We start from the raw sequence: 22718 nt of genomic DNA, 5'->3' as shown, positions 1-22718 counted from the left end.
GTGACCGGAAACCGAAGTGGAAAAGCCAGAGCACCGGCTGGCAGATCCTGCACGCCCACACAGCGAGCTTCATCACCGAAACACGAAAACGCACCCATCGACACCACGACGGTGGATCAAGGCTCAGGACTCCTCGTGAGTGGCGGGGTCGCCGCCGAACAGACGCCCGTCTGGGCGGCCGAGCGCCGTGATGGCCTCGACCTCGCCGGCGTCGAGGATGACGGATGCCGCGGCGAGGTTCGACGCCTGATGCGCTGCCGACGTCGCCTTCGGGATGGCCACCGTGCCCCTGGCGACGTGCCAGGCGAGCACCGCCTGCGCCGCGGTGATGCCGTGCGCTGCGGCGATCTCGGCGATGACGGGCTCGCCGAGGAGGCGGTCGGCGCGGGCGAGCGGGCTCCACGCCTCGGTGATGATGCCCTGCTCGCGGTGGTACGCGAGCTGCTCGCTCTGGGGGAAGAACGGGTGCACCTCGATCTGGTTCACGACGGGCCGCACTCCGGTCTCGCGTTCGATGCGCTCGAGATGCTCCGGAAGGAAGTTCGACACCCCGATCTGCTGGACGATCCCTCGCTGCTGGGCCTCGATCAGTGCTTCCCACGCCTGGACGTACTCGCCCTGGCGCGGGTTGGGCCAGTGGATGAGGTGCAGGTCCACGACCTCGACGCCGAGGCGCGCCCTGCTCTCCTCGATGCTGGTGCGCGCCTTCTCGCGCGGGTGGTGGCGACCGGGGATCTTCGTGGTGACCACGATCTCGTCCCTGCCGACCGCCGATGCCGCGACGCCGCGTCCCACAGCGCCCTCGTTCTCGTAGTTGAAAGCCGAGTCGACGAGCCGGTATCCGCCGTCGATCGCGGTGGTGACGGCGTCGGCGCCGGCATCGCCGCGGAGGGCGTAGGTGCCGAGACCGATGGCGGGAAGGCGGAATCCGTTGTGGGCGATGAGTGCGGTCATGCCCTCAGCGTACGCTGGGTCGGTGGACGACCAGCGGTGCCCGTGCGGCTCAGGAGATCTCTTCAGCGGATGCTGCGGCCCGCTGCTCGCGGGGGAGACGCTCGCTCCCACGGCAGAGCGGCTCATGCGCTCGCGCTACACCGCGTTCGTGCGTCAGGACGGCGAGTATCTGCGGGCGAGCTGGCATCCGTCGACGAGACCGTCCGCGATCGAGTTCGAGCCGAGCCTCGAGTGGCGTCGTCTGCTCATCGTCGACCGATCGGGCGGCGGCCCCTTCGACCGCGACGGCGTCGTCGAGTTCGAGGCCTTCTGGCGGCAGGACGGTGATCGTGGGTCGATGCGCGAGCGCAGCCGTTTCGTCCGCGAGGATCGGCGATGGTTCTACGTGGACGGCGACGTGGAGTGAACGGCGTCGGACCTACCGAGTAGATTTGTCACGTGAACGCCGCACCTGAACACCAGCGCATCCTGCTCGACGTCGCCGATCTCGATCGCCGCATCCTCCAGGCCGAGCGCGCGCGCACGAAGCCGGTGCAGGGGCCGCGCATCACCGAGCTGGTGGCGATCCGTCAGGAGCAGCTGCGCGAGTTGACGGCGCTGACCGGCGCCCGCGACGACGTGCGCGCCGAGCTCACGCGTCTCGAGTCCGACGTGAAGCTCGTCGAGCAGCGCCGTGCCCGCGACGCCGAGCGGCTGGCGGCTGCGACGAACTCGAAGGAGGCGCAGGCGCTCGAGCACGAGATCGACAGCCTGACGCGACGCCAGAGCGACCTCGAAGACGCCGAGCTCGATGCGATGGGCCGCCTCGAAGACGCCGAGGCCGCCGTCGCCGCGCAGCAGGCGCTGCTCGATCAGACCACCGCCGAAGGGCAGGAGCTGACGGCGCAGGCCAAGGCCGATGTCGCCGCGGCGACCGAGCTCGGCGAGCAGCTGGCCCGCGACCGGGCCGCGGTGACGGCATCCGTCCCTGCCGACCTGCTGGCCGAGTACACCCGCCGGGCGGCGAACAACGCCGGGGCCGCCCTGCTGACGCGCGGCACCTGCGAGGGCTGCCGCATCGTGCTTCCCGGCACCGATCTCAACGCGATCAGGCAGGCGGCCGAGACCGCGGTCGTCTCGTGCCCCGAATGCGGATGCATTCTCGTGCGCACCGAGGAGTCGGGTCTGTGATCGCAGGCCGCAGCCAGCGGTGACAGGGCAGGCGGAGCGCCGCATCGCCCTGATCGCAGCCGTGGATGCGACGCTCGCCGTCGAGTTCGACGGCGACGGCGCTGAGCTCTCCCGTCGCTGGCTCCCGGCAGGCGAGCTGTCCGGCTGGGTCGCCGCCCGCGAGGCGGAGGGACCGGTGCGCTGGGTGATCCGCACCGCGCACGACTTCCTTCCGCAGCTGCTCCGCGACGGCGTCCGCGTCAACCGCATCCACGACCTGCTGCTGTGCCACGCCGTGCTGCGCGACACCGCCGCGGTACCGCATCCGCTGCCCGCATCGCCCTCCTGGGTGCGTCGCGAGCCGAGCGACGATGCACCGGCGCTGTTCGACGTCGTCGATGCGGAGGACAGCGGCGCGTCCGCGGAGGACGTCCTTGACCAGTACCGCGCTCAGCTCCGGGTGATCGAGGAGGCCGAGGACGGCCGTCTGCGCCTGCTCTGCGCAGCCGAGTCCGCCGGGGCGCTGATCGCCGAGGAGATGCACGTCGCGGGCGTGCCGTGGCACGCGCAGACGCACGACGAGATCCTCACGGCGACGCTCGGCGCCCGTCCGCCGGGCGGCGGTCCACCGCGTCGGATGGTGGAGCTCGCTGAGGAGATCCGTGAGCACCTCGGCGATCGTTCGCTGAACCTCGACAGCCAGCCGAAGCTGCTGCGGGCGCTGCACCGGGCAGGGGTGCTCGCCGAGTCGACGAGCAAGTGGGAGCTCGCCGAGTACGACCATCCCGCGATCGCGCCGCTGCTGGAGTACAAGAAGCTCTCGCGACTGCTGAGCGCGAACGGATGGGCGTGGCTGGCCGAATGGGTGCACGGGGGCCGATTCCGCCCCACCTACGTCGTCGGCGGCGTCGTCACCGGACGCTGGGCGTCGTCGGGCGGGGGAGCGCTGCAACTGCCCCGCGCGCTGCGCGCGGCGGTCAGGGCGGATGCCGGATGGAAGCTCATCGTGGCCGACGTCGCCCAGCTCGAGCCGCGCATGCTCGCCGCGATGGCCGGCGACGAGGCGATGGCACACGCCGCGCGAGGACGCGACCTCTACGCCGGCGTCGTCGAGTCCGGCGCGGTGTCCACGCGCGAGGAGGCCAAGTACGCGGTGCTCGGCGCCATGTACGGGGCCACCACCGGCGACAGCGGGCGGCTCGTGCCCCGGCTGCGCAAGGTATATCCGCGCGCGATGGCGCTCGTCGACGATGCCGCGCGGGCCGGTGAGGACGGCGGGGTCGTCTCGACGCGGCTCGGCCGTTCGTCGCCGAAGCCTTCGGCGCACTGGCAGCAGCTGCAGTCGCGCGCCACCGACGCGGATGCGGGCGAGGCCGACGTCGCCGTTGCGCGCCGCCGCGCGCGCGACTGGGGGCGCTTCACTCGCAACTTCGTGGTGCAGGGCACGGCGGCGGAGTGGTCGCTCATCTGGCTCGCCGAGATCCGGCACCGGCTGCAGCAGCTGCCGGACGCGGCGACAGCGGCGCCGGCATCCGCTCTCTTCGCGCATCGCGCGCACCTCGCGTTCTTCCTGCACGACGAGGTGATCCTGCACGTTCCCGAGGAGCAGGCCGAGGCCGCAGCGGCGGCCGTGCGGGAGGCGGCAGCCGTCGCGACGAGGCGACTGTTCGGCGGCTTCCCGATCGATGTCCCGCTCGATCTGCGGATCGCCGAATCCGCGGAGAAGTAGACTGAGCATGCGAATGGGTCGGCTGGACGGTCGCGTGGCGGGAGACCGCACCGAGGAACGTCCGGGCTCCACAGGGCAGGACGGTGGGTAACACCCACCCGGAGCAATCCGCGAGACAGTGCCACAGAGAGCAGACCGCCCCGGTTTCGGCCGGGGTAAGGGTGAAAGGGTGGTGTAAGAGACCACCGGGGGCCGTGGTGACACGGCCTGCCAGGTAAACCTCGTCCGGAGCAAGGTCAGACAGAGGACGTCGACGCGGCCCGCCGAGTCCTCGGGTAGACCGCTGGAGCGCCACGGCAACGTGTCGCCGAGAGAGATGACCGTCGAAGGGGCGAAGAACCCCGGAACAGAACCCGGCGTACAGGTCGGCCCATTCGCCTCGGACACGACGAAGGCCCGCACCATCGGCGGGCCTTCGTCGTCAGTGCGCGTCAGTCGCCGGCGAGGGACGCCGCGCCGATGATGCCGGAGTTGTTGCGGTGGATGGCCGGGACGATCGGCGTCTGCAGGTCCAGCAGCGGCAGGAAGTGGTCGGCGTTCTTCGACACGCCGCCGCCGACGACGAACAGGTCGGGGCTGAAGAGGAACTCGATGTGGGAGTAGAAGGCCTGCAGGCGCTCTGCCCACGCCTCCCAGCTGAGGTCCTCGCGCTCGCGGGCCGAGGTCGCGGCCCATCGCTCGACGGATTCGAACTCGCGGAAGTTCAGGTGACCGAGCTCGGAGTTCGGGATGAGTACGCCGTCGTACAGGAAGGCGGAGCCGATTCCCGTGCCCAGCGTCGTCAGCAGCACGAGGCCTGCGACATCGCGCGCGGCGCCGTGACGGGCCTCGGCCACACCGGCGGCGTCGGCGTCGTTGACGAAGACGATGCTGCGCCCGAGACCCGTGCGGAAGAATTGCTCTGCGTCGAAGCCGATCCACTCCTTCGACACGTTCGCGGCCGACAGCGTCTTGCCGCGCTTGACGATCGCCGGGAACGCCACGCCCAGTGGAAGGTCGGAGCCCTCGACGTCGAGGGTCTTCAGCACCGTCTGCACGGCGTTCAGCACGTCTTGCGGAGACGCGCCCTCCGGCGTGGGCACGCGCACGCGCTCGGACGCCATCGTTCCGTGCTCCAGGTCGACGATTCCTGCTTTGATTCCCGTGCCGCCGATGTCGACGCCGATCGCTTTTGCCATGATCGGTAGCTTAGCGAGACCGTCGCCGCCAGTAGGATCGAATTCACCATGTGGAGAAGGAGATGCTCATGTCATCCGGCGACGAGAAGTACTGGTATAACCTGTCCACCGGCCAGGTCGAGTTCGGCATGATCTCGCCGTCCGTCGACCGCGTGGGCCCGTTCGACTCCGAAGCCGACGCCGCCCGCGCCCCGGAGGTGCTGCGCGAGCGCGCCAGGGCATGGGCCGATGAGGACGCCGCAGAGGACGCGGCCAAGGGTGCGGGGGCATGAGTATGGACAAGCAGAGGGATTTCGTGCTCCGCACGATCGAGGAACGCGGCGTCAAGTTCGTTCGCCTGTGGTTCACCGACGTGATCGGCACTCTCAAGTCGGTGGCGATCGCTCCGGCCGAGGTCGAGGGCGCCTTCGCCGAGGGCATCGGCTTCGACGGGTCGGCCATCGAGGGACTGACCCGCAGCTACGAATCGGATCTGCTCGCCCAGCCCGATCCCACGACTTTCCAGATCCTGCCCTGGCGGGGCGAGATCGACCCCACAGCGCGGATGTTCTGCGACATCACGACGCCGGACGGGCGCCCCGCGGTGTCGGACCCCCGGCACGTGCTCAAACGAACGCTCGCGAAGGCGGCAGACGCCGGGTTCACCTTCTACACGCATCCCGAGATCGAGTTCTACCTGCTGAAGTCGTCGACCTTCGGGCCGGAGGGCCCGGTGCCGGTGGACTCGGCGGGGTACTTCGACAACGTGCCAGGCGGCACGGCGCACGACTTCCGCCGGCGCTCGGTGCGGATGCTCGAAGACCTCGGCATCTCGGTGGAGTTCAGCCACCATGAGGGCGGCCCCGGTCAGAACGAGATCGATCTGCGCTACGCGGACGCGCTCACGATGGCTGACAACGTGATGACGTTCCGCACCGTGATCAAGGAGGTGGCGATCGAGCAGGGCGTCTACGCGACGTTCATGCCGAAGCCCCTCAGCGGACAGCCCGGCAGCGGCATGCACACGCACATGTCGCTGTTCGAGGGCGAGCGCAACGCGTTCTACGAGGAGGGCGCCAAGTACCAGCTCTCCAAGACCGGCCGGCACTTCATCGCCGGGCTCCTCAAGCACGCGAACGAGATCGCCGCTGTCACGAACCAGTTCGTGAACTCGTACAAGCGGCTGTGGGGCGGCGACGAGGCGCCGAGCTTCGTCACCTGGGGCCACAACAACCGCTCGGCCCTCGTCCGGGTGCCTATGTACAAGCCCAACAAGGGCGGTTCGACCCGTGTCGAGTACCGGGCCCTCGACTCGGCGGTCAACCCGTACCTCGCCTATGCGCTCATGCTCGCCGCGGGCCTGAAGGGCATCGAGGAAGGCTACGAGCTCCCGCCGGAGGCCGAGGACAACGTGTGGTCCCTCAGCGACGCCGAGCGCCGTGCTCTCGGCTACTCGGCTCTTCCCGCCAGCCTCGACCACGCGCTGGAGTACATGGAGAACTCCGAGCTCGTCGCCGAGACGCTGGGGGAGTCGGTCTTCAACTACGTCCTGCGCAACAAGCGCATGGAGTGGGAGGCGTACCGCGGCCAGGTCACTCCGCTGGAGCTGAAGAACAACCTCGAACTCCTCTGAGGCGCGCATGGCACGGTCGGACGATTCCGTCTCGCTCTCCGCGCTGGCCAGGCTCGGTTTCGCCGAGCTCAGTGCGGCGGCGGCGGCACTGGAGGAGCTGGGCGCCCTGCTCGGACTCCAGCGCGTGGAGCTCGTCGAGGGGGTGCACGCGGCAGATCCTGATGCCGCCCTCGACGGGCTGCTCCGCGTCGCCCGTCGCGACGCCGAGCCGCTCAAGAGCCTGTTCCGCGACGATGCCGCCCGACGGCGCGTCTGGCGCGTGTTCGGGGCCTCGACGGGCCTGGGGAAATTCTTCGTTCGGCATCCGGAGGAGCTCGCGGTGCTCGTGCCGACGCCGGTGGCGCCGCCGGGCGCGGAGGAGCTGTGCTCGCGCCTGCTCGCCGCGGTGGAGGCGCAGGACGGCATCGCCGCGTTCGACGGCGACAGGGCGTTCGTGGCGCTCCGCATCGCGTACCGGCGGGAGCTGGCAGGGATCGCCGCGTACGACCTGTGCCATCCGCGTCCCGTCGAGGTCGTCGGAGCGGTCGCCGCGGCGTTGGCCGACGCTGCTGCCGCCGCTCTCGAGGCGTCGCTGGCGGTAGCCCGTCGTCACCTGCTGGCGACGGCGGGCGATGAGCAGGTGCGCGCGACCCGGCTGGCGATCATCGGCATGGGCAAGGCCGGTGCCCGCGAACTGAACTACGTGAGCGACGTCGACGTGATCTTCGTCGGCGGCACGGCCGATGAGGACGTCGTGTCCGAGTCGCGCGCGATCGACATCGCGACCCGGCTCGCGCGGGAGACCATGCGCGGTCTCAGCGGCATCGAAGTCGAGCCGCCGCTGTGGGAGGTCGATGCGGCACTGCGGCCAGAGGGCAAGCAGGGAGCGTTGGTGCGCTCTCTCGCCTCGCATCTGGCGTACTACGATCGCTGGGCGAAGAGCTGGGAGTTCCAGGCCCTGCTGAAGGCCCGTGCGATGGCGGGCGACCCCGAGCTCGGGGCCGCGTACATCGAGGCGGTGCAGCCGAAGGTGTGGTCGAGCGCGGCGCGCGAGAACTTCGTCGACAGCGTGCAGCGGATGCGCGAGCGGGTCATGGAGCACATCGACCCCGACGACGCCCCGTATCAGCTCAAGCTCGGAGCCGGGGGCCTGCGCGACATCGAGTTCACGGTGCAGCTGCTGCAGCTCGTGCACGGGCTGACCGACCCCGGCATCCGCACCCGGGGCACGCTGGAGAGCATCGACGCCCTCGTCGACCGGGGGTACATCGGGCGTGCGGAGGCGGCTGCCTTCGCCGGCGACTACCGCGAGCTGCGTCTCATGGAGCACCGTCTGCAGCTGCGCGAGCTCACCCGCACGCATCTCATGCCGCGCACGCCCGCCGGCCTGCGTGTGCTGGCGCGCAGCACGGGTCTCGCCGAGTCCGGCGAGGCCGTGTGGGAGCGGTGGGAGAGCGTCCGCCGCGAGGTGCGCGAGATCCACATCCGGCTGTTCTACCGCCCGCTGCTCTCGGCGGTGGCGGCTCTGCCGGAGAACGAGCGCACGCTGTCGGCAGAGCAGGCGCACGATCGTCTGGCTGCGATCGGCTTCCGCGACCCGGCTGGCGCGCTGCGGCACATCGGGGCGCTGACGAGCGGGCTCAGCCGCAAGGCGACCATCCAGCGGCACCTCATGCCCATCATGGTGCGCTGGTTCGCCGACGGCAGCGATCCGGACTACGCGCTGATCGCGTTCCGGCGCATCAGCGAGCGGTTGGGCGACACCCCGTGGTTCCTGCGGATGCTGCGCGATTCCTCCGGCGCGGCCGAGAGCCTCACTCGCCTGCTCTCCTCGTCGCGCTACGTGGGCGAGCTCATGGAATGGATCCCGGAGTCCGTCGCCTGGCTCGACAGCACCGAGCTGCTGCGTCCTCGCAGCGGTGCGGCCATCGACGAGGAGGCGAGGGCGATACAGACCAGGCACGACAGCGTGGGCGACGCGCTGCGCGCCGTGCGCGCCCTGCGCCGCCGAGAGCTGCTGCGCACAGCCATGGGCGCGGTGCTCGACGTGCTGACGATCGAGGAGCTGGCAGCCTCCCTCACCGGGATCACCGACGCGACGATCCAGGCGGCGCTGCGCGCGGTGTATCGGGAGATCGTCCCGTCCGAGGAGCAGGCGCTCGACTTCGCCGTGATCGGGATGGGCAGGTTCGGCGGGGCGGAGCTCGGCTTCGGATCGGATGCCGACATCCTCTTCGTGTACGACGCGAACGGCATCGACCCGGAGCGTGCGCAGAAGCTGTCCATGCAGATCGTCGCTGGGCTGCGCGAGCACCTCGCCGACAGCCGCGTCCCCCTCGATCTCGATGCGGATCTGCGTCCGGAGGGCCGCAGCGGCCCTCTCGTGCGCTCCATCGAGGCGTACGCGGAGTACTACCGGCGCTGGTCGCTGTCGTGGGAGGCGCAGGCGTTGCTGCGAGCAAGGGGCGTCGCGGGAAGCGCCAAGCTCATCGCCAAGTTCACGGCTCTCGCCGACAGCATCCGCTACCCGGCGTCGATCGACCTGCAGGGGACCCGCGAGATCAAGCGGATCAAGGCGCGCGTCGAGGGGGAGAGGCTGCCGCAGGGGGCTGACCCGCGGCGTCATCTGAAGCTCGGGCCCGGCACGCTCAGCGACGCGGAGTGGCTCGTGCAGCTGTTGCAGCTGCAGCACGCTCACGAGATCCCCGCGCTGCGCACGACGTCGACGATGGCCGCGCTCGATGCGGCGGTGGACGCCGGGCTCGTCCCCGCAGCATCCGCCGACCTGCTGCGCACCGCGTGGCGGCTGTCGAGCCGGCTGCGCTCCGCGATCACCCTGTTCACCGGGCAGACCAGCGACGTCCTTCCCACCGAGCCGCGCCAGCTCGACGCGATCGCGGTGCTCCTGGGCTATCCGGAGCGCTCCGCCCTGATTCTCGAGGACCACTATCTGGGTGTCACGCGCAGGGCCAGGAAGGCGTTCGAGCAGCTGTTCTACGGATAGCGGCGATTTGCCAGATCGCGTCGTCTCGCACAGGCTGTGATCATGACGATCTCGAAGCTCGGTGTGATCTGGAACCCCTCGAAGATCGACGAGGAGCGTCTGCGTGCTGCGGTGCCGGCGACGTTCTCGTCCGAGGTCCTCTGGTGGGAGACCAGTGAGGAGGACCCTGGACACGGCATGGCCGCGGAGGCGGTCGAGGCGGGCTGCGACGTCGTCGTGGCCGTCGGCGGCGACGGGACGGTCAGGGCTGTGGCCCAGGCGCTGGCGGGGACCGAGGTCGCGCTCGGCATCGTTCCGCAGGGGACGGGGAACCTCCTCGCCCGCAACCTCGGCGTGCCGCTCAACGATGTCGAGGCAGCGCTCGAGCGCACACGCGACGGGGAGCCGCGGCGCATAGACCTCGGCTGGGTCGAATACGGCGGACAGAAGCGGGCGTTCGCGGTCATGGTCGGATTCGGCGTCGATGCGCAGATGCTCGTCGAGACCGACGACGATCTCAAGGACCGGGCCGGATGGCTCGCCTACGTCGAGGCCATGGGGCGCGCGCTGGCGGGCACAGAGATGACCGACATCGCCCTCGCACTCGACGACGAATCGCAGGACGTGCGCGGGCACACCATGATCATCGGCAACTGCGGGATGCTGCAGGGCGGCATCCGCCTGCTGCCGGACGCCGAGATCGACGACGGCCTGCTGGATGTGCTCCTGGTCAGCGCCGACGGGGCGCTGCAGTGGCTGGACACCGTCAGATCGGTGGTGTGGGACAACGGCATCCGCCGGCTGCTCGGGGGCGGCACGGAGGCCGTGAGCACCGAGTCGACGCGCCACGTCGCCGCGCGGCGGATCACGGTCTCCCTCTCGACACCTCAGCAGTTCGAGGTCGACGGCGAAGAGGTGGGCGAGGTCGACGCGTTCACGGTGTTCGTGGAGCCGGGCGCGCTCATTGTGCGATGACCGCGGGCGGTGCGGTCTTGCGGTCCTGCGCGGGGAACAGCACCTTCTGCACGATGATGATGATGCTCGCCGCGACCGGGATCGCGACGAGGGCTCCGGGGATGCCGCCGAGCGCTCCGCCGGCGACGGCCGCGATCACGACGAGAGACCCTGGCACGGCCACGGCCTTGCTCATGATGCGCGGCGAGAGGACATACGCCTCGACCTGCATGTAGACCAGGTAGTAGCAGATCGCGATCAGTGCGGTGATCGGGCTCACGAACAGGCACAGCAGCGAGTTCACGATCGATGCGGAGAGGGTCCCGACGAGCGGGATCATCGAGCCGATGAACGCGATCAGCGCCAGCAGGGCTGGTACCGGAGCGCCGATGATCAAGAGCACGATCAGGCTCAGCACGCCGTTGACGAGAGCGAGGCTCACCTGGCCGATGACGTAGCGGCCGACGGCGCCAGAGACGTCCTCGACGAGGATGCTGAACGTGTCGCGCTGATAGGCCGGGACGAAGCGCGCGGCGACCTTCTTCATGCTGCTCAGCGACGCCATGAAGTAGAGCGTGAGGATGAGCACGATCGTCACGCCGGTGAAGCCTCCGGCGATGCCGGTGCCGATCGCAAGGACTCCGCCGCCGATGTCGAGCAGGTTGCTCGGGTCCTTGACGAATTCCAGGGCGGATGCCGCGGCATCCTCGAAGTTCGTTCCGAACTGGGCGATGAGGTTCTGATACCAGTCCGAGTTCTGGATGTCCTCGACCATCTGCGGTCCGTTGTCGATGAGGTTGGTGATCTGCGTCACGAGGATTGGCACGATGGCGAGGACGATACCGGTGAAGAGCAGGAGCACGCCGGCGACGACGATCGCCACGGCGCCGGGGCGCGGAATCGAGAACCGGCCTTCGATGAAGGAGATGATCGGGTCGAGGCCGAGAGCGAGGAAGATGGCGAAGCCGATGTAGACGAGCACGGTGGCGAGCTGGGTGACGATGTCGCCGAGCGTCAGGGCGACGAGGACGCCGAGCGCACCGAGAAGCCCGAACACGAACGGGTTGATGCGCGCGATGGCGGCCGCAGCCGACGTCGGCTGCGGCGTGCTGATGCTGCGGCCGGTGCGTGTCGGCCGCTCCTCCTGGCGTGTGGCGGTCTTGTCGATCACTCTTCTGCGTCGCATGCGTTTCCCCCGGATCCAGGCTCGTCCGCTTCAGTCGAGCACGTTCGAGCGCACGGGGTCAAGTCCGGCCAGGCCGGCCAAGCGCTGCGGAGCGGTCGAATCCCCTGTCATCCGCGAGGTGTGGCTGGAGGTTCTAGGCGGCCCTGTACGCGGCTGGCGTCGAGGCGGCGCGCGTCCTGCTCGGAGAGGATCGCCCGATGCGAGCGCGACGCACCGTGATCGAGGGCAAGTTCTTCGTGACGCAGTACCTGCCGTTGCACCCCGAACAGCTTGACGCAGACGGCAGAAGGCGTTCGAGTCGGCAGGCGTGGAGACGGTGCGCCAGGTGAGCGGCGGAACGCTCGCCGCGTCCCTGCTCCCGCCAACGCTGCGCGACAGCGAGGGGAGAACGATCAGCAAGCCACCAACCTGGGTGCAGAAAGAAGCAGGCACCCGATTTCTCAGGGGCCGCGCCCGGTGGCCGAAGCATCCAGGTGGCTATGACATGGACTCTGATCTACGCGGGGGCGAGTTGGGGAGAGCCCTTTCGCACTCACCTTTCAATGGGGCGCTTCGTCCCCGAAAGAGTGGCTCAGCCTTCGAGCAGCGCGGCGTCTGCCCGGACCTGCGTCAGTACGTCCTCGAAGGAGGGCGGCTCTTCGGCCCCGTAGTAGAGGTCGCGCATTGCCGCGCCATGCTCGACTCTGAGGCGGTCTGCGAAAGGGGATGCAGCGTCAAACGCAGCGCACGCCGCGAAGCCGCCCTCGGGCACGGGCAGGTCGGGCTTGCCGAACGCGGCGGAGACCTCGCGGGCGCTGGTGAGGATTTCGGCGACGAGCGGCTTGTCGGCCAGCAGTTCGCGCACGGAGGGATCGTGGAGCAGGGCGTAGATGTCGTAGAGCTGTCGGCCAATGCGCGGCCAGCCGTGCGGCGAGGCGGCGGACTCGGGGGAGTTGGTGAAGTTGTTCACGCGCAGCAGCTTCTCCAGCAGGGTGCGGCCAGGATGCAGTATCGGCACATCGAAGGATGCCAGATCATCCCATGCGCTCGTATCGAATCCAGAGTCTGCCAGTCCGCGTGCCAAGAGCGAGGTGACCGGGTGCGGGGCGTGCGGGTTCGGCCCGCCGTACTGCCCGAGTTCTACGAGGACCGTGGCAGGGTCGGCGATCGCGCCGAGCTCGCCACGGTGCTCCAGCGGTGGGGCAAGGTAGCCGGAGCGGTGGAACGAACCCGAGTTGCCTCCCGCGGTCACCCCGGTCGGTTCCGCGCCGGTCGCATCCGCCGCAGTGGTGAGCAGGTTCCGCAGCGCACGCTGCTCAGCATTCTTCGACGGGTACCGGCCGACCACGAGCAGGTCGAGGTCTTCGGAGAAGCGCCGGATGATCCGCAGTTTCTCCAGGCTCGTGCCTCCCTTGAAAACCACCTCGTCGGGATGCGCGGTCGTGATCGCGCGCAGCGCTTCGCAGACCCAATAGTCCTTCTCAACGGCGAGGGGCTGCACACCGAGGCGGCTCGCTACGGCAAGGATCGTGCCGCGGAACACCTCGGGGTCATCGTCCCGCCACAGCGCGGAATCGGTCATGCCGCGTCCAGCGCAGCGAGCGCCGACTGGCGCGTGCGGGGGTCAGGCGACGGAATCCGCGCGGCGAGGTCGTCGCGCCCGGCCGCACGCAGCAGCGCCGCGAGACGCGCACGGGTACGACCCGGCTCGGTCGCTGCGGCCTGGGTGAGCGGTTCGGCGCGGAGGTCGCCGGTTCGCAACAGCTCGGTCAGCCGCCTCGTGGCCTCGTTCGGGGTGACCTCCAGCACGGCGGTCCAGTCATCGAGGACCTCGAGCGCGGCGACCTCCGTGGCGTTCAGTCCGGCTTCGGCCCGGCCTGTGCGCGTCGCGCGGGAAACGAACGCGACCGGTCCGGCACCGGAGGGAGCCCGATCGGGGACGGACACCAGCGCTCGGCGGGGGATCTGCGTCGACAGGCGCAGCAGGTTCGCCGCGGACAGGCCCGCAGGCCCGACGCCGGGGCCGGGGGCGAGCGCCTCGATCAGCTTCTCGGTCGGCGGCGGGGCCATGCCCAGCGGCGTCTTCGTGCCGCGCCAATACAGGCCACGGCGCACGCGCCGCAGCTCACCGCGAGATTCCAGCTCGCCGAGCAGATGGTGCGCGGTCGACGGCGTGAGCACGAGATCGCCGGGCTCCCAGAACCGTCCCCGTGAAGCGAGGATGGCACGCCGGGCGTCGGTGGCACCCTGACGGTTGCGCCGGGGCGCGAGCAGTGTCGACATCACGCGCTCCCTTCTGCAACAGGATACGAGAAACTGCGGTAATTCATTCTACAACTCAATACGATAACCTGCACTAAGTGGATTGCAGCCGTGCTGCTGTGACTCCTACCGCATGCGGGAGCCACCTCATCCCCGGCGAGGCTGTTGCTGCCCGAACGGAGCCACAGCATGAGCACCACCAAGACCACCTGTGCCCGCCGGGTGCTCGACGAGGAGGGCGTGCCGACACGTACAAGGTCGACGGGTTGCTCGCGCTGCTGGTCTGCTGAGGGACGCCTGCCAGCGCCGAGAATCGTCGGTCTCTACTTCGAGGGCGCTGTCGGGCGGAGCCCGCGCGCAGAGACGACGACGTTGCTCGCGACGATGAGGGCGATGCCGGCCCATTCGTTGAGGGCGAGTGCTTGGCGGAGTACGAGCAGGCCTGCCAGGGCTGCCCACACAGGGTTGATGCTGGTGAGGGTGCCGAACGTGGCGGTCGGTACACGCCGGAGGGCTTGGAGGTCTGCGACGTACGGGGCGAGCGAGGACAACAGCCCGCATGCGGCCGCGAGAAGCAGCGCGGTCGAAGTCGGGGTGCGGGTGAGGAACCACGCCGCAGCGGCGGGGAGCCAGAGCGCGGCGGTGACGACGCTGGCAAGGGCGGTGCCCTGCAATCCGGGGAGTCGTTGGCCGACGGCACGGTTGAGGAGGATGTAGGAGCCCCACGCGACGGCTGCGGTCAGCGCGAGGGCGACGCCGAGCACGTCGGTGCTCGGACCAGGGTTGGTGAGGACGACGACACCGATGCCGGTCAGGACTGCGCAGCCGATATCGACGATTCGCCGCGAGCTGACGATCGCGACGGCCAACGGGCCAAGGAACTCCAGTGTGACGGCCAGGCCGAGGCCGATCCGGTCGATTGCCATGTACAGCGTGAGGTTCATGGCGCTGAACACCACCGCAAGGCCCAGGATCGGCAGCCACTGAGCGCGGGTCAGACCCCGGAACCGGGGCCGGACGACTGGCACGAGCACCAGAGCCGTGACGAACTGCCGTATCGCGACGACACCGACGGGACCGATCGCCGGGAAGGCCAGCGCGCCCAGAGCCGCACCGGTCTGGTTGGACGCGGAGCTGGCGAGCATCATGACGATGCCCGCGGCGCGCTGCCGTGGGCTCGCGGTCGCCGCGGACAAGGCCGCGGCGGGCCTGTCTTCCGTCGTCTCCATGCACAAAACGGTAGGCACCCCTCGACCGAACGCCTAGTGCATGTTTTACCCTTGCCATACGCTTTCGTTATGGATTTCACGTTGCGCGAGCTGAGAGTGTTCGTGGTGGCTGCGGAGACGGGCTCGTTCACCGATGCGGCGATCGAGCTGCACGTCTCACAGGCGGCCGTCTCCCGCACGATCGCCGGCTTGGAGCGCAGCGTGGGGGACCGATTGCTGCGCAGGATTCCGCGCGGCTGCGAGCTGACCAGCATGGGTCGACAGGTGTTGCCGCACGCACGCCGCCTCCTGGCAGAGGCCGAGCGCTTCGAGGAGTTCGTGCAGACTCGCCACGGTCTACTCAGGCTCGGCTACGCATGGGCAGCGCTCGGGCGGCACACGGCCCCATTGCAACGCCAGTGGGCGCGCGAACACGACTCCATCGAGCTGGAACTCGTACGGTACAACTCCGCGACAGCCGGGCTGGCCGAGGGGCTGTGTGACGTGGGGATCGTTCGGCGGCCCGTCGACGAGCGCCGGTTCGATTCGGTGATCGTCGGCCTGGAACGCAGGCTCGTAGCGTTCGCGGCAGACGACCCCGAATGGGCGCGACGTCGACACGTCAGCATGGCCGAGATCGCACAGCGCACGATCGTGATCGACCCGCGGGCGGGAGCCACCACCGAGGAGCTGTGGCAGGGGTCGGATCCTGCCCCGCACTTCGTCGAGTCCACCGACGTCGATACCTGGCTCGACGCGATCGCCGCCGGCCGGAGCGTCGGAACGACCGCGACGGCCACGGCCGATCATCACCCACGCCCAGGGATCACCTATCGTCCGGTCAAGGACGGCCCGCGCATTCCGGTGCGGCTGGCATGGTGGCGCGACGCGCGTCCGGCCAGCTTGCCCGACCTCATCGACGCCGTGACCGCGCTCTACGCAGCCGATCAGGCCGGTTGACGCTGCGTGTGGGGAGGGCGAGACTCAGCCGCCGAGTGACTTCCGGGCGTCGGCCAACAGCAGGTAATGGTGCAGCGGGTCTGTGGGGGAGTGCGTGAAGCCGATCTTCTCGTAGAGCGTTGCCGCCTGCTCGTGCAGCGCGTGAACCAGCAGGATGCGCACGCCGATGCGGTCGGCGGCGGCCAGGGTCGACAAGATGGCATCGCGCACGAGGAAACGACCAAGGCCAGAGCCCTGTGCTGTGGCATCGATGGCAAGGCGTCCCATCAACACCGCGGGGACAGGGTTAGGTGCGTTGCGCCGGATCTTGCCTGGCAGATCGGCATGCGCGATCGCGATAGCCGAGAGTGTGTAGTACCCCAGAACCTTGTCGGTCTCGGCGTCGACGCAGATGTAGCAGCGGGCGAGGTCGGCAAGGTGGTTGGCGAGTGCTCGATCTGCGAGGTAGCGGTTGAGTGATTCTTCGCCCGAGGCGAAGTCTGTCGTGTTGTCCCCTCCCTCGATGGGGCGTGGCTGCTGCGGATTCACCTGTCCCATGGGGCGGGCTCGTTGAGCAGCGCGGCTAGTTCGGGGATGCGTTTGGCGGGGCGGTCGAGGATCGCAGCGAACTCGGTCCACGCCGCGTCATCAAGGCGGAACACGCGGCGATCGGCCAAGGTGTCCTCGGCACGAGTCACCGCAGCGGTCGTGACGAACTCGGTGAGGGACTGCCCGGTCGCGGCAGCAGCGTCGCGAATCAGAACGTCTTGGTCTGGTGTGAGACGCATCGCAAGGCGAGCGTCTTTGCGACGGGTGGTTTCAGGGGTTACAGTCATGAGACCACTGTACGCTTATTGTGCGTACAACGAGACGGTGAGATGTGCCGTGCGACCGCGCTCTCGTCGTGATCAGGTACCTGTAGGCCGACGTGCGCACGCGCGCTGCTGGCGATGGGCGACGTGATCGAGCTGGTGCGCGATGAACTCCGTGACGACCTCTTCGGCACCCGCTGACGTGACCTTCGTCTTCCGTGATGCGAATGTCGTAGCGAAGCCCATCACAAGCGCTCTGCTGATGGTCGGCGCGTCCGCGCCCGCGCAGCCGCTGGGCGTTGCCCGACGTCTGGACTGCCTGCACGGATACCGCCAGGGCGCCCCTTGTGAGACCGGACATGCCAGAGCCCGCCGCGGCAGGATGCCGAGGCGGGCTCTGGGTCACAGGTCTCGAGAGTCAGACTCCGTAGTACAGCTCGTACTCGAACGGGTGCGGACGCTGCGCGATGGGCAGGATCTCGTTCTCGTACTTGTAGGAGATCCAGGTCTCGATGAGCTCCTCGGTGAACACGCCGCCCTCGAGGAGGAAGGCGTGGTCGGTGCGGAGCGCCTCGAGCGAGTCCAGCAGCGAGTTCGGCACCTGCGGGATGCCCTTGGCCTCCTCGGGGGGCAGCTCGTAGAGGTCCTTGTCGACCGGCTCGTGCGGCTCGATGCGGTTCTTGATGCCGTCCAGGCCCGCCATCAGCTGCGCGGCGAAGGCGAGGTACGGGTTGCCCGAGGCATCCGGCGCGCGGAACTCGATGCGCTTCGCCTTCGGGTTCGAGCCCGTGATCGGGATGCGGATCGCAGCCGAGCGGTTGCCGGCCGAGTAGACGAGGTTGACCGGTGCCTCGAAGCCCTTGACCAGACGGTGGTAGCTGTTGAGAGTCGGGTTCGTGAACGCGAGCACCGAGGGGGCGTGCGCGAGCAGACCGCCGATGTACCAGCGGGCGATGTCGCTGAGCTGGCCGTAGCCGGCCTCGTCGTAGAACAGCGGCTTGCCGTCGTTCCACAGCGACTGGTGGGTGTGCATGCCCGAGCCGTTGTCGCCGAAGAGCGGCTTCGGCATGAAGGTCGCCGTCTTGCCCCAGAGGTCAGCGGTGTTCTTGACGATGTACTTGAACTTCAGGATGTCGTCGGCCGCGTGCACCATGGTGTCGAAGCGGTAGTTGATCTCCTGCTGGCCGGCGGTGCCCACCTCGTGGTGCGAGCGCTCGAGGATGAAGCCGGCGTCGATGAGCTTGAGGGTGATGTCATCGCGCAGGTCGGCGGTCTTGTCGACGGGGGAGACGGGGAAGTAGCCGCCCTTGTACGGGGTCTTGTTGCCGAGGTTGCCGCCCTCCTCCTCGCGGCCCGTGTTCCACGCGGCCTCTTCGGAGTCGACCTTGTAGAAGCTCTCGCCGGCGGTGACCGAGTAGCGCACCTCGTCGAAGATGTAGAACTCCGCCTCGGGGGCGAAGAAGGCCGTGTCGGCGATGCCGGTGGACGCGAGGTACTTCTCGGCGTTCTTGGCGACCTGACGCGGGTCCTTCGAGTAGATCTCGCCGGTGCGCGGGTTGTAGATGTCGAAGACCATGACGAGGGTCGAAGCCTCGCGGAAGGGGTCGACGTACGCGGTGGTCACGTCGGGGATGAGCTGCATGTCGGACTCGTGGATGCTGGCGAAGCCGCGGATCGAGGAGCCATCGAACAGCTGGCCGTTGACGAAGAAGTCCTCGTCGACCGTGGACGCCGGGATGTTGAAGTGCTGCTGCACGCCGGGGAGGTCGGTGAAACGGATGTCAAGGAACTTGACGTCGTTCTCCTTGATGTAGGCGAGCACCTCGGACGAATCTTTGAACATGTACGACTCCTGTAATGCGGATCGATGGCTTCACGGCCATTCTGAACGGTACGTGCAGGGGATTTCCCTGGGGTGTCCGCTTTGTTTCGAGCGTGTTACGCGCCGGTAGGCTGGTCGTGTGACGGATGCTGTGAACTCCTACCCCGGCGAACGACTCGGTCTCCCCGAGAAGGGACAGGGGAGCATCGCCCGCCCAGGTCGGCGCATCGGCGCTCTCCTCATCGACTATCTGGCGGCCACGCTGATCGCCACGGCGTTCTTCGGCTACGACCAGTTCGCTCTCCCTTCCGAGGCGGGGATCACGCTGTTCTCGCCGATGATCGTCTTCGCCGTGCTGCAGATCCTCTTCATCCCGACGATCGGCGGCAGCCCTGGTCACCGCATCCTCGGCATGCGCCTGGTGCCGTACGCGGCCCCCGGCTGGGCGGGCCTGTGGCGCCCCATCGTCCGGACGCTCCTGCTGGTGGTCGTGATCCCCGCCGTCGTCTGGGACTCCGACCAGCGGGGCCTGCACGACAAGGCCGCGGGCCTCGTCCTCATCCGCGGCTGAGGTGTTTCCTCTCGGTCGTTGCGTTCCCTCGCGGAGCGGCCGGTGGGGCGGAGTCTAGCTCTCGCCGCGATTGCGCCGCCGCGCCTCCCGCGGCGCCTTGCCGCCCACGAACGAGCGTGCGGGGTCGACGACATACCCCTGACGCAGCGCCTCGCGGCCGATGAGCATCCGGAAGCCCATCTCGTCGCGGTTGCTCAGCGTGACCTCGGCGAGCACTTCGCGGTCATAGAGACGGATGAGGAGCTCGACCACGTACCGCTGCTGGGCGTGCCCCGATGAGCTGCGCACGCTGCGCCGATCATGCACGGGGCACTCGACCTCGACGGCATCCTCCTGGCTCTCCTGCCACGGCTTCACCCGGAACCGCACCCACGTCTCACCGTCGCGATCGAACTCGTGGATGTCGAAGGCGTGCAGAGAGGAGGTGCGCGCGCCGGTATCGATCTTCGCCTTCAGCCAGTCGACTCCGAGATCCGGCAGGCTCACCCATTCTCGCCACCCGATAAGAGTGTTTGAATGGGATGTCTTGGTCACCCGTACATCCTGGCAGGAAATCTCCGTGAAGATCGCTGTGCTCTCCCGTGCGCCTCAGGCGTACTCCACCCAACGGCTCCGCGCGGCAGCGCTGCAGCGCGGCCACAACGTCAAGGTGCTGAACACGCTGCGCTTCGCCATCGACCTCACCGCCGACGAGCCGGATCTGCACTACCGGGGCCGTCAGCTCAGCGACTACGACGCGATCCTGCCCCGCATCGGCAACTCGATCACCTACTTCGGCACCGCCGTCGTGCGGCAGTTCGAGCAGATGGACGTCTACACGCCGAACACGGCCAACGGCATCTCCAGCGCCCGCGACAAGCTCCGTGCGAACCAGATCCTCTCCCGCCACAACATCGCCATGCCTCCGACCGCGTTCGTGCGCAATCGCGCCGACGTGCGCCCGGCGATCGAGCGGGTGGGCGGAGCGCCCGTCGTGATCAAGCTGCTCGAGGGAACTCAGGGCATCGGCGTGATCCTCGCCCCTCAGGTGAAGGTCGCCGAGGCGATCATCGAGACCTTGCACTCGACGAAGCAGAACGTGCTCATCCAGAAGTTCATCGCCGAGAGCCGGGGCCGTGACATCCGCGCCCTCGTCGTCGGCGACCGCGTCGTGGCGGCGATGCGCCGGTCGGCGGCGGGAGACGAGTTCCGCTCGAACGTGCACCGCGGCGGCTCCGTCGAGGCGGTCACCCTCGATCCGCTCTACGAGCAGACCGCGGTGCGCGCCGCCCAGATCATGGGGCTGCGAGTGGCCGGTGTCGACATGCTCGAGGGCGATGAGGGCCCCCTGGTGATGGAGGTCAACTCCTCGCCGGGGTTGCAGGGCATCGAGCAGGCCACAGGGCTCGACGTCGCCGGCGCCATCATCGACTACATCGCAAATCAGGTGAACTTCCCCGAGATCGACGTGCGTCAGCGCCTGAGCGTCTCCACGGGGTACGGCGTGGCGGAGCTCGTGATCCACGGCGGTGCGGAGCAGGTGGGCAAGCAGCTCGGCGAGCTGGGGCTGTGGGACCGCGACATCACGGTGCTCACGCTGCATCGCGGCGTGACGGTCATCCCGAATCCGCGCAAGCACGTCGTGCTGCAGGACGAGGATCGCCTGCTCTGCTTCGGCAAGCTCGACGAGATGCGCTCGATGATCCCCGAGCGGCGCCGACGGCGTGCCAAGGTGCGTCGTCTGCCGAAGCAGCCGCTCGCTGATTGAACGAGAAGGCGGGTCGGTCTCCACGTGGTTTGCGACCCGCCTTCCGCATCGGCGACAGGGCCGGATGAAGGATCAGCGCGGACGCTGCGCGCGGACCTTGGTCGGGTCGATCCCCTTCGGGATCGGCAGCGATGAGATCGACTGCGACACCGACTCGATGCGGCGGATGACGGCGGCCATGGTGGCCTTGTCGATCGCCTTCGGGAGCTTCTTGATGGTCTTGGCGAGATCGGCGATGGCGACGTCGTCGTCGCCGTGACCGACGTAGAGGACCGTCACGGGGACGCCGTGCGCGACGCGGGCGGCCTTGCTGCGCTCGTCGTTGACGAGGCGCGTGAGGCGACCGCGGGAGCCCTCGCCGACGACGACGATGCCGCCGCGACCGACCGTGCGGTACACGGCATCCTGCGTCTTCGGGTTGACGCCGACGGGGGTCTCCGAGGCCTGCCAGCTGCGTCCGAGGCTGGTGCTGAGCACGTGTCCGGTGGCGCCGGGCATGCCGTCGATCTTCTGGTACATGGCCGAGGTCGACAGGCGGGTCATCAGGAACATCGCACCGAGCAGGCCCAGCATGAGGCCGGAGATGGCCCACAGCACGAGCGTCCAGATCTGGAACGGCGGGATGAGGTATCCGGCGACGAGGCCGAGGAGCACGCCGACGAGCAGGATCGCGATCTGCGCCCACAGAAGCCAGCGGTAGGCCTCACGGGTGAAGGTGAAGAGGGACTTGACCTGGGAGAAGAACCCAGGGCGCTTCTCGGGCGCGGACGAGCGATTCGGCATGTGCACCAGCCTACCGATTCCGCCTCGCGCCCGATGCGGCGTTCGCGTCCGGCGGATTCGACTCTTCCTGCACAGATGTGCGATCGCAGGCACCTTTCCAGGATCGTGCGTTCCCGGTCTCCATCGCGCGGCACGATGGGGTGTCATGGTGTCGTGACTATGCAGACAGACGATCCGGGCCCCGCGCTCGTGCCGGGCGCGCACCGCACGATCAGGGCGCTCGGCGTCGACGAGGGGCCCTTCACGGGCGTTCTCGTCACCGCGGGCGATGGGGTCGCCGTGCGGTCGGATGCGGAGGCGCTCAGCGGCTGGGTGGGCTGGGCGCACGCGGGTCACGAGCATGTCGCGGGTCCTCTGGATCTGGTGCGCCGCCACGGCGGCCACGACGTGCTGCTGCCATGGTGCACCGAGAGCGTCGACGTGTTTCTGGGGAGACGCGCGGCGGCTGGTGCGCCGCTGACGGCGGGCGAGGTGAGCACGCTCGCCGTCAGCATGCTGCGCGGGGTGGCGGAGATGGGGGGAGAGCACGATCGAGGACGCTGGTGGCTCACCGACGGCGGGCGCCCGCTGTTCGTCATCGGCGACGGCGTCGACGTGCGTGAGGAGAGCGCGGCGCTTCTCGCACGGCTCCGTCTCGACATCGAGGACCGCATGCTGGGGCGCGTGCTCGACGCCGTGTGCGACGGTCTCGTGGAAGGGCTCGGCCGGCCGCGGATGCTCACCGCGCAGCTCGAACGCTGGGAGGCCGACCTGCTCGCGATCGCGGCGCCCCGGATGCTGGAGACGTCGCTGCACGCGCCCGAGCGCGTGCGCGCGATCGCGGCGCTCCGCGACGCTGCGCCGTCGCGGGTGCCGTCGTCGAGACGCGCCG

The 22718-nt window shown here is 68.8% G+C and carries 21 protein-coding genes, 1 other RNA gene and 1 pseudogene; 12 read left to right on the top strand and 11 right to left on the bottom strand.

Annotated features, from left to right (window positions below; genetic code table 11):
* Positions 1–123: 123 nt before the first annotated feature.
* The gene (locus QM568_RS09020; protein WP_415137981.1) at positions 124–954 is read right to left on the bottom strand and encodes an aldo/keto reductase; all 831 of its coding nucleotides are present in this window, start codon (positions 952–954) and stop codon (positions 124–126) included.
* A gap of 22 nt (positions 955–976) precedes the next feature.
* On the opposite strand from QM568_RS09020, the gene QM568_RS09015 reads away from it, so the two are divergent.
* The 4 genes from QM568_RS09015 to rnpB all read left to right on the top strand — a co-directional run bounded on the left by QM568_RS09015 (position 977) and on the right by rnpB (position 4209).
* On the top strand, positions 977–1360 hold the full coding sequence (locus QM568_RS09015) for a YchJ family protein (protein WP_415137979.1): 384 nt from the start codon (positions 977–979) through the stop codon (positions 1358–1360).
* Between the two features lie 32 nt (positions 1361–1392).
* Positions 1393–2124, top strand: coding sequence for a zinc ribbon domain-containing protein (locus tag QM568_RS09010; protein WP_415137977.1), 732 nt, complete (start codon positions 1393–1395; stop codon positions 2122–2124).
* Positions 2125–2143: 19 nt separating this feature from the next.
* On the top strand, positions 2144–3832 hold the full coding sequence (locus QM568_RS09005; protein ID WP_415137975.1) for a bifunctional 3'-5' exonuclease/DNA polymerase: 1689 nt from the start codon (positions 2144–2146) through the stop codon (positions 3830–3832).
* A gap of 14 nt (positions 3833–3846) precedes the next feature.
* Positions 3847–4209, top strand: an RNA gene (rnpB, locus tag QM568_RS09000) — RNase P RNA component class A.
* A 54-nt stretch (positions 4210–4263) separates the two neighbouring features.
* On the opposite strand, the gene ppgK is transcribed toward rnpB, so the two are convergent.
* On the bottom strand, positions 4264–5010 hold the full coding sequence (gene ppgK / locus QM568_RS08995; protein ID WP_415137973.1) for a polyphosphate--glucose phosphotransferase: 747 nt from the start codon (positions 5008–5010) through the stop codon (positions 4264–4266).
* Positions 5011–5078: 68 nt separating this feature from the next.
* On the opposite strand from ppgK, the gene QM568_RS08990 reads away from it, so the two are divergent.
* From QM568_RS08990 to QM568_RS08975, 4 genes are read left to right on the top strand one after another with little or no spacing between them, the layout of a single operon-like run.
* Positions 5079–5282 (top strand): SPOR domain-containing protein, encoded by a 204-nt coding sequence (locus QM568_RS08990; protein ID WP_415137971.1) that lies wholly within the window; start codon positions 5079–5081, stop codon positions 5280–5282.
* Between the two features lie 2 nt (positions 5283–5284).
* On the top strand, positions 5285–6622 hold the full coding sequence (gene glnA, locus QM568_RS08985; RefSeq protein WP_415137985.1) for a type I glutamate--ammonia ligase: 1338 nt from the start codon (positions 5285–5287) through the stop codon (positions 6620–6622).
* A gap of 7 nt (positions 6623–6629) precedes the next feature.
* Positions 6630–9605, top strand: a complete 2976-nt coding sequence (locus QM568_RS08980; protein WP_415137969.1) for a bifunctional [glutamine synthetase] adenylyltransferase/[glutamine synthetase]-adenylyl-L-tyrosine phosphorylase — start codon at positions 6630–6632, stop codon at positions 9603–9605.
* Between the two features lie 42 nt (positions 9606–9647).
* Positions 9648–10559 carry a diacylglycerol/lipid kinase family protein gene (locus tag QM568_RS08975; RefSeq protein ID WP_415137967.1) on the top strand — a complete coding sequence of 304 codons (912 nt, stop codon included), beginning with the start codon at positions 9648–9650 and terminating at the stop codon, positions 10557–10559.
* Here the strand turns inward: QM568_RS08975 and QM568_RS08970 are convergent.
* The 4 genes from QM568_RS08970 to QM568_RS08955 form a co-directional block, all read right to left on the bottom strand.
* Positions 10546–11709: an AI-2E family transporter gene (locus QM568_RS08970; RefSeq protein ID WP_415137965.1), complete on the bottom strand. Its 1164-nt coding sequence runs from the start codon at positions 11707–11709 to the stop codon at positions 10546–10548. The two genes, QM568_RS08975 and QM568_RS08970, sit on opposite strands and share 14 nt — an antisense overlap.
* 586 nt (positions 11710–12295) lie before the next feature.
* Positions 12296–13285, bottom strand: a complete 990-nt coding sequence (locus tag QM568_RS08965; protein ID WP_415137963.1) for a nucleotidyl transferase AbiEii/AbiGii toxin family protein — start codon at positions 13283–13285, stop codon at positions 12296–12298.
* On the bottom strand, positions 13282–13986 hold the full coding sequence (locus QM568_RS08960; protein ID WP_415137961.1) for a hypothetical protein: 705 nt from the start codon (positions 13984–13986) through the stop codon (positions 13282–13284). Before QM568_RS08960 ends, QM568_RS08965 begins: the two co-directional genes overlap by 4 nt.
* 302 nt (positions 13987–14288) lie before the next feature.
* Positions 14289–15194 carry an EamA family transporter gene (locus QM568_RS08955; protein WP_415137959.1) on the bottom strand — a complete coding sequence of 302 codons (906 nt, stop codon included), beginning with the start codon at positions 15192–15194 and terminating at the stop codon, positions 14289–14291.
* 69 nt (positions 15195–15263) lie between these two features.
* Here QM568_RS08955 and QM568_RS08950 point away from each other — a divergent pair, with 69 nt between their 5' ends.
* Entirely contained in the window at positions 15264–16133 is an 870-nt protein-coding gene (locus tag QM568_RS08950; protein ID WP_415137983.1) for a LysR family transcriptional regulator, read from the top strand.
* A 24-nt stretch (positions 16134–16157) separates the two neighbouring features.
* Here the strand turns inward: QM568_RS08950 and QM568_RS08945 are convergent, their stop codons facing one another.
* The 3 genes from QM568_RS08945 to glnA (QM568_RS08935) form a co-directional block, all read right to left on the bottom strand.
* Positions 16158–16670: a GNAT family N-acetyltransferase gene (locus tag QM568_RS08945; protein WP_415137957.1), complete on the bottom strand. Its 513-nt coding sequence runs from the start codon at positions 16668–16670 to the stop codon at positions 16158–16160.
* Positions 16658–16948: a DUF1778 domain-containing protein gene (locus tag QM568_RS08940; RefSeq protein ID WP_415137955.1), complete on the bottom strand. Its 291-nt coding sequence runs from the start codon at positions 16946–16948 to the stop codon at positions 16658–16660. Before QM568_RS08940 ends, QM568_RS08945 begins: the two co-directional genes overlap by 13 nt.
* A 394-nt stretch (positions 16949–17342) precedes the next feature.
* Entirely contained in the window at positions 17343–18767 is a 1425-nt protein-coding gene (gene glnA / locus QM568_RS08935; RefSeq protein ID WP_415137953.1) for a type I glutamate--ammonia ligase, read from the bottom strand.
* Between the two features lie 118 nt (positions 18768–18885).
* Between glnA (QM568_RS08935) and QM568_RS08930 the strand changes: the two genes are divergently transcribed.
* Positions 18886–19317 (top strand): RDD family protein, encoded by a 432-nt coding sequence (locus QM568_RS08930; RefSeq protein WP_415137951.1) that lies wholly within the window; start codon positions 18886–18888, stop codon positions 19315–19317.
* A gap of 54 nt (positions 19318–19371) precedes the next feature.
* On the opposite strand, the gene QM568_RS08925 is transcribed toward QM568_RS08930, so the two are convergent.
* Positions 19372–19851, bottom strand: coding sequence for an ATP-dependent zinc protease (locus QM568_RS08925; RefSeq protein WP_415137949.1), 480 nt, complete (start codon positions 19849–19851; stop codon positions 19372–19374).
* Between the two features lie 25 nt (positions 19852–19876).
* Between QM568_RS08925 and QM568_RS08920 the strand changes: the two genes are divergently transcribed.
* Positions 19877–21064, top strand: coding sequence for a RimK family alpha-L-glutamate ligase (locus tag QM568_RS08920; RefSeq protein WP_415137947.1), 1188 nt, complete (start codon positions 19877–19879; stop codon positions 21062–21064).
* Positions 21065–21136: 72 nt separating this feature from the next.
* On the opposite strand, the gene QM568_RS08915 is transcribed toward QM568_RS08920, so the two are convergent.
* On the bottom strand, positions 21137–21847 hold the full coding sequence (locus tag QM568_RS08915; RefSeq protein ID WP_415137945.1) for a DUF4191 family protein: 711 nt from the start codon (positions 21845–21847) through the stop codon (positions 21137–21139).
* 153 nt (positions 21848–22000) lie between these two features.
* On the opposite strand from QM568_RS08915, the pseudogene QM568_RS08910 reads away from it, so the two are divergent.
* Positions 22001–22718: pseudogene (locus tag QM568_RS08910) on the top strand (hypothetical protein); the annotation flags it as partial.

Origin of the sequence: Microbacterium sp., from assembly GCF_047607465.1 — a bacterium.
Classification (GTDB): Bacteria; Actinomycetota; Actinomycetes; order Actinomycetales; family Microbacteriaceae; genus Microbacterium.
The sequence above is the reverse complement of the archived record's forward strand: the minus strand, read 5'-3'. Positions and strand labels throughout refer to the sequence as shown.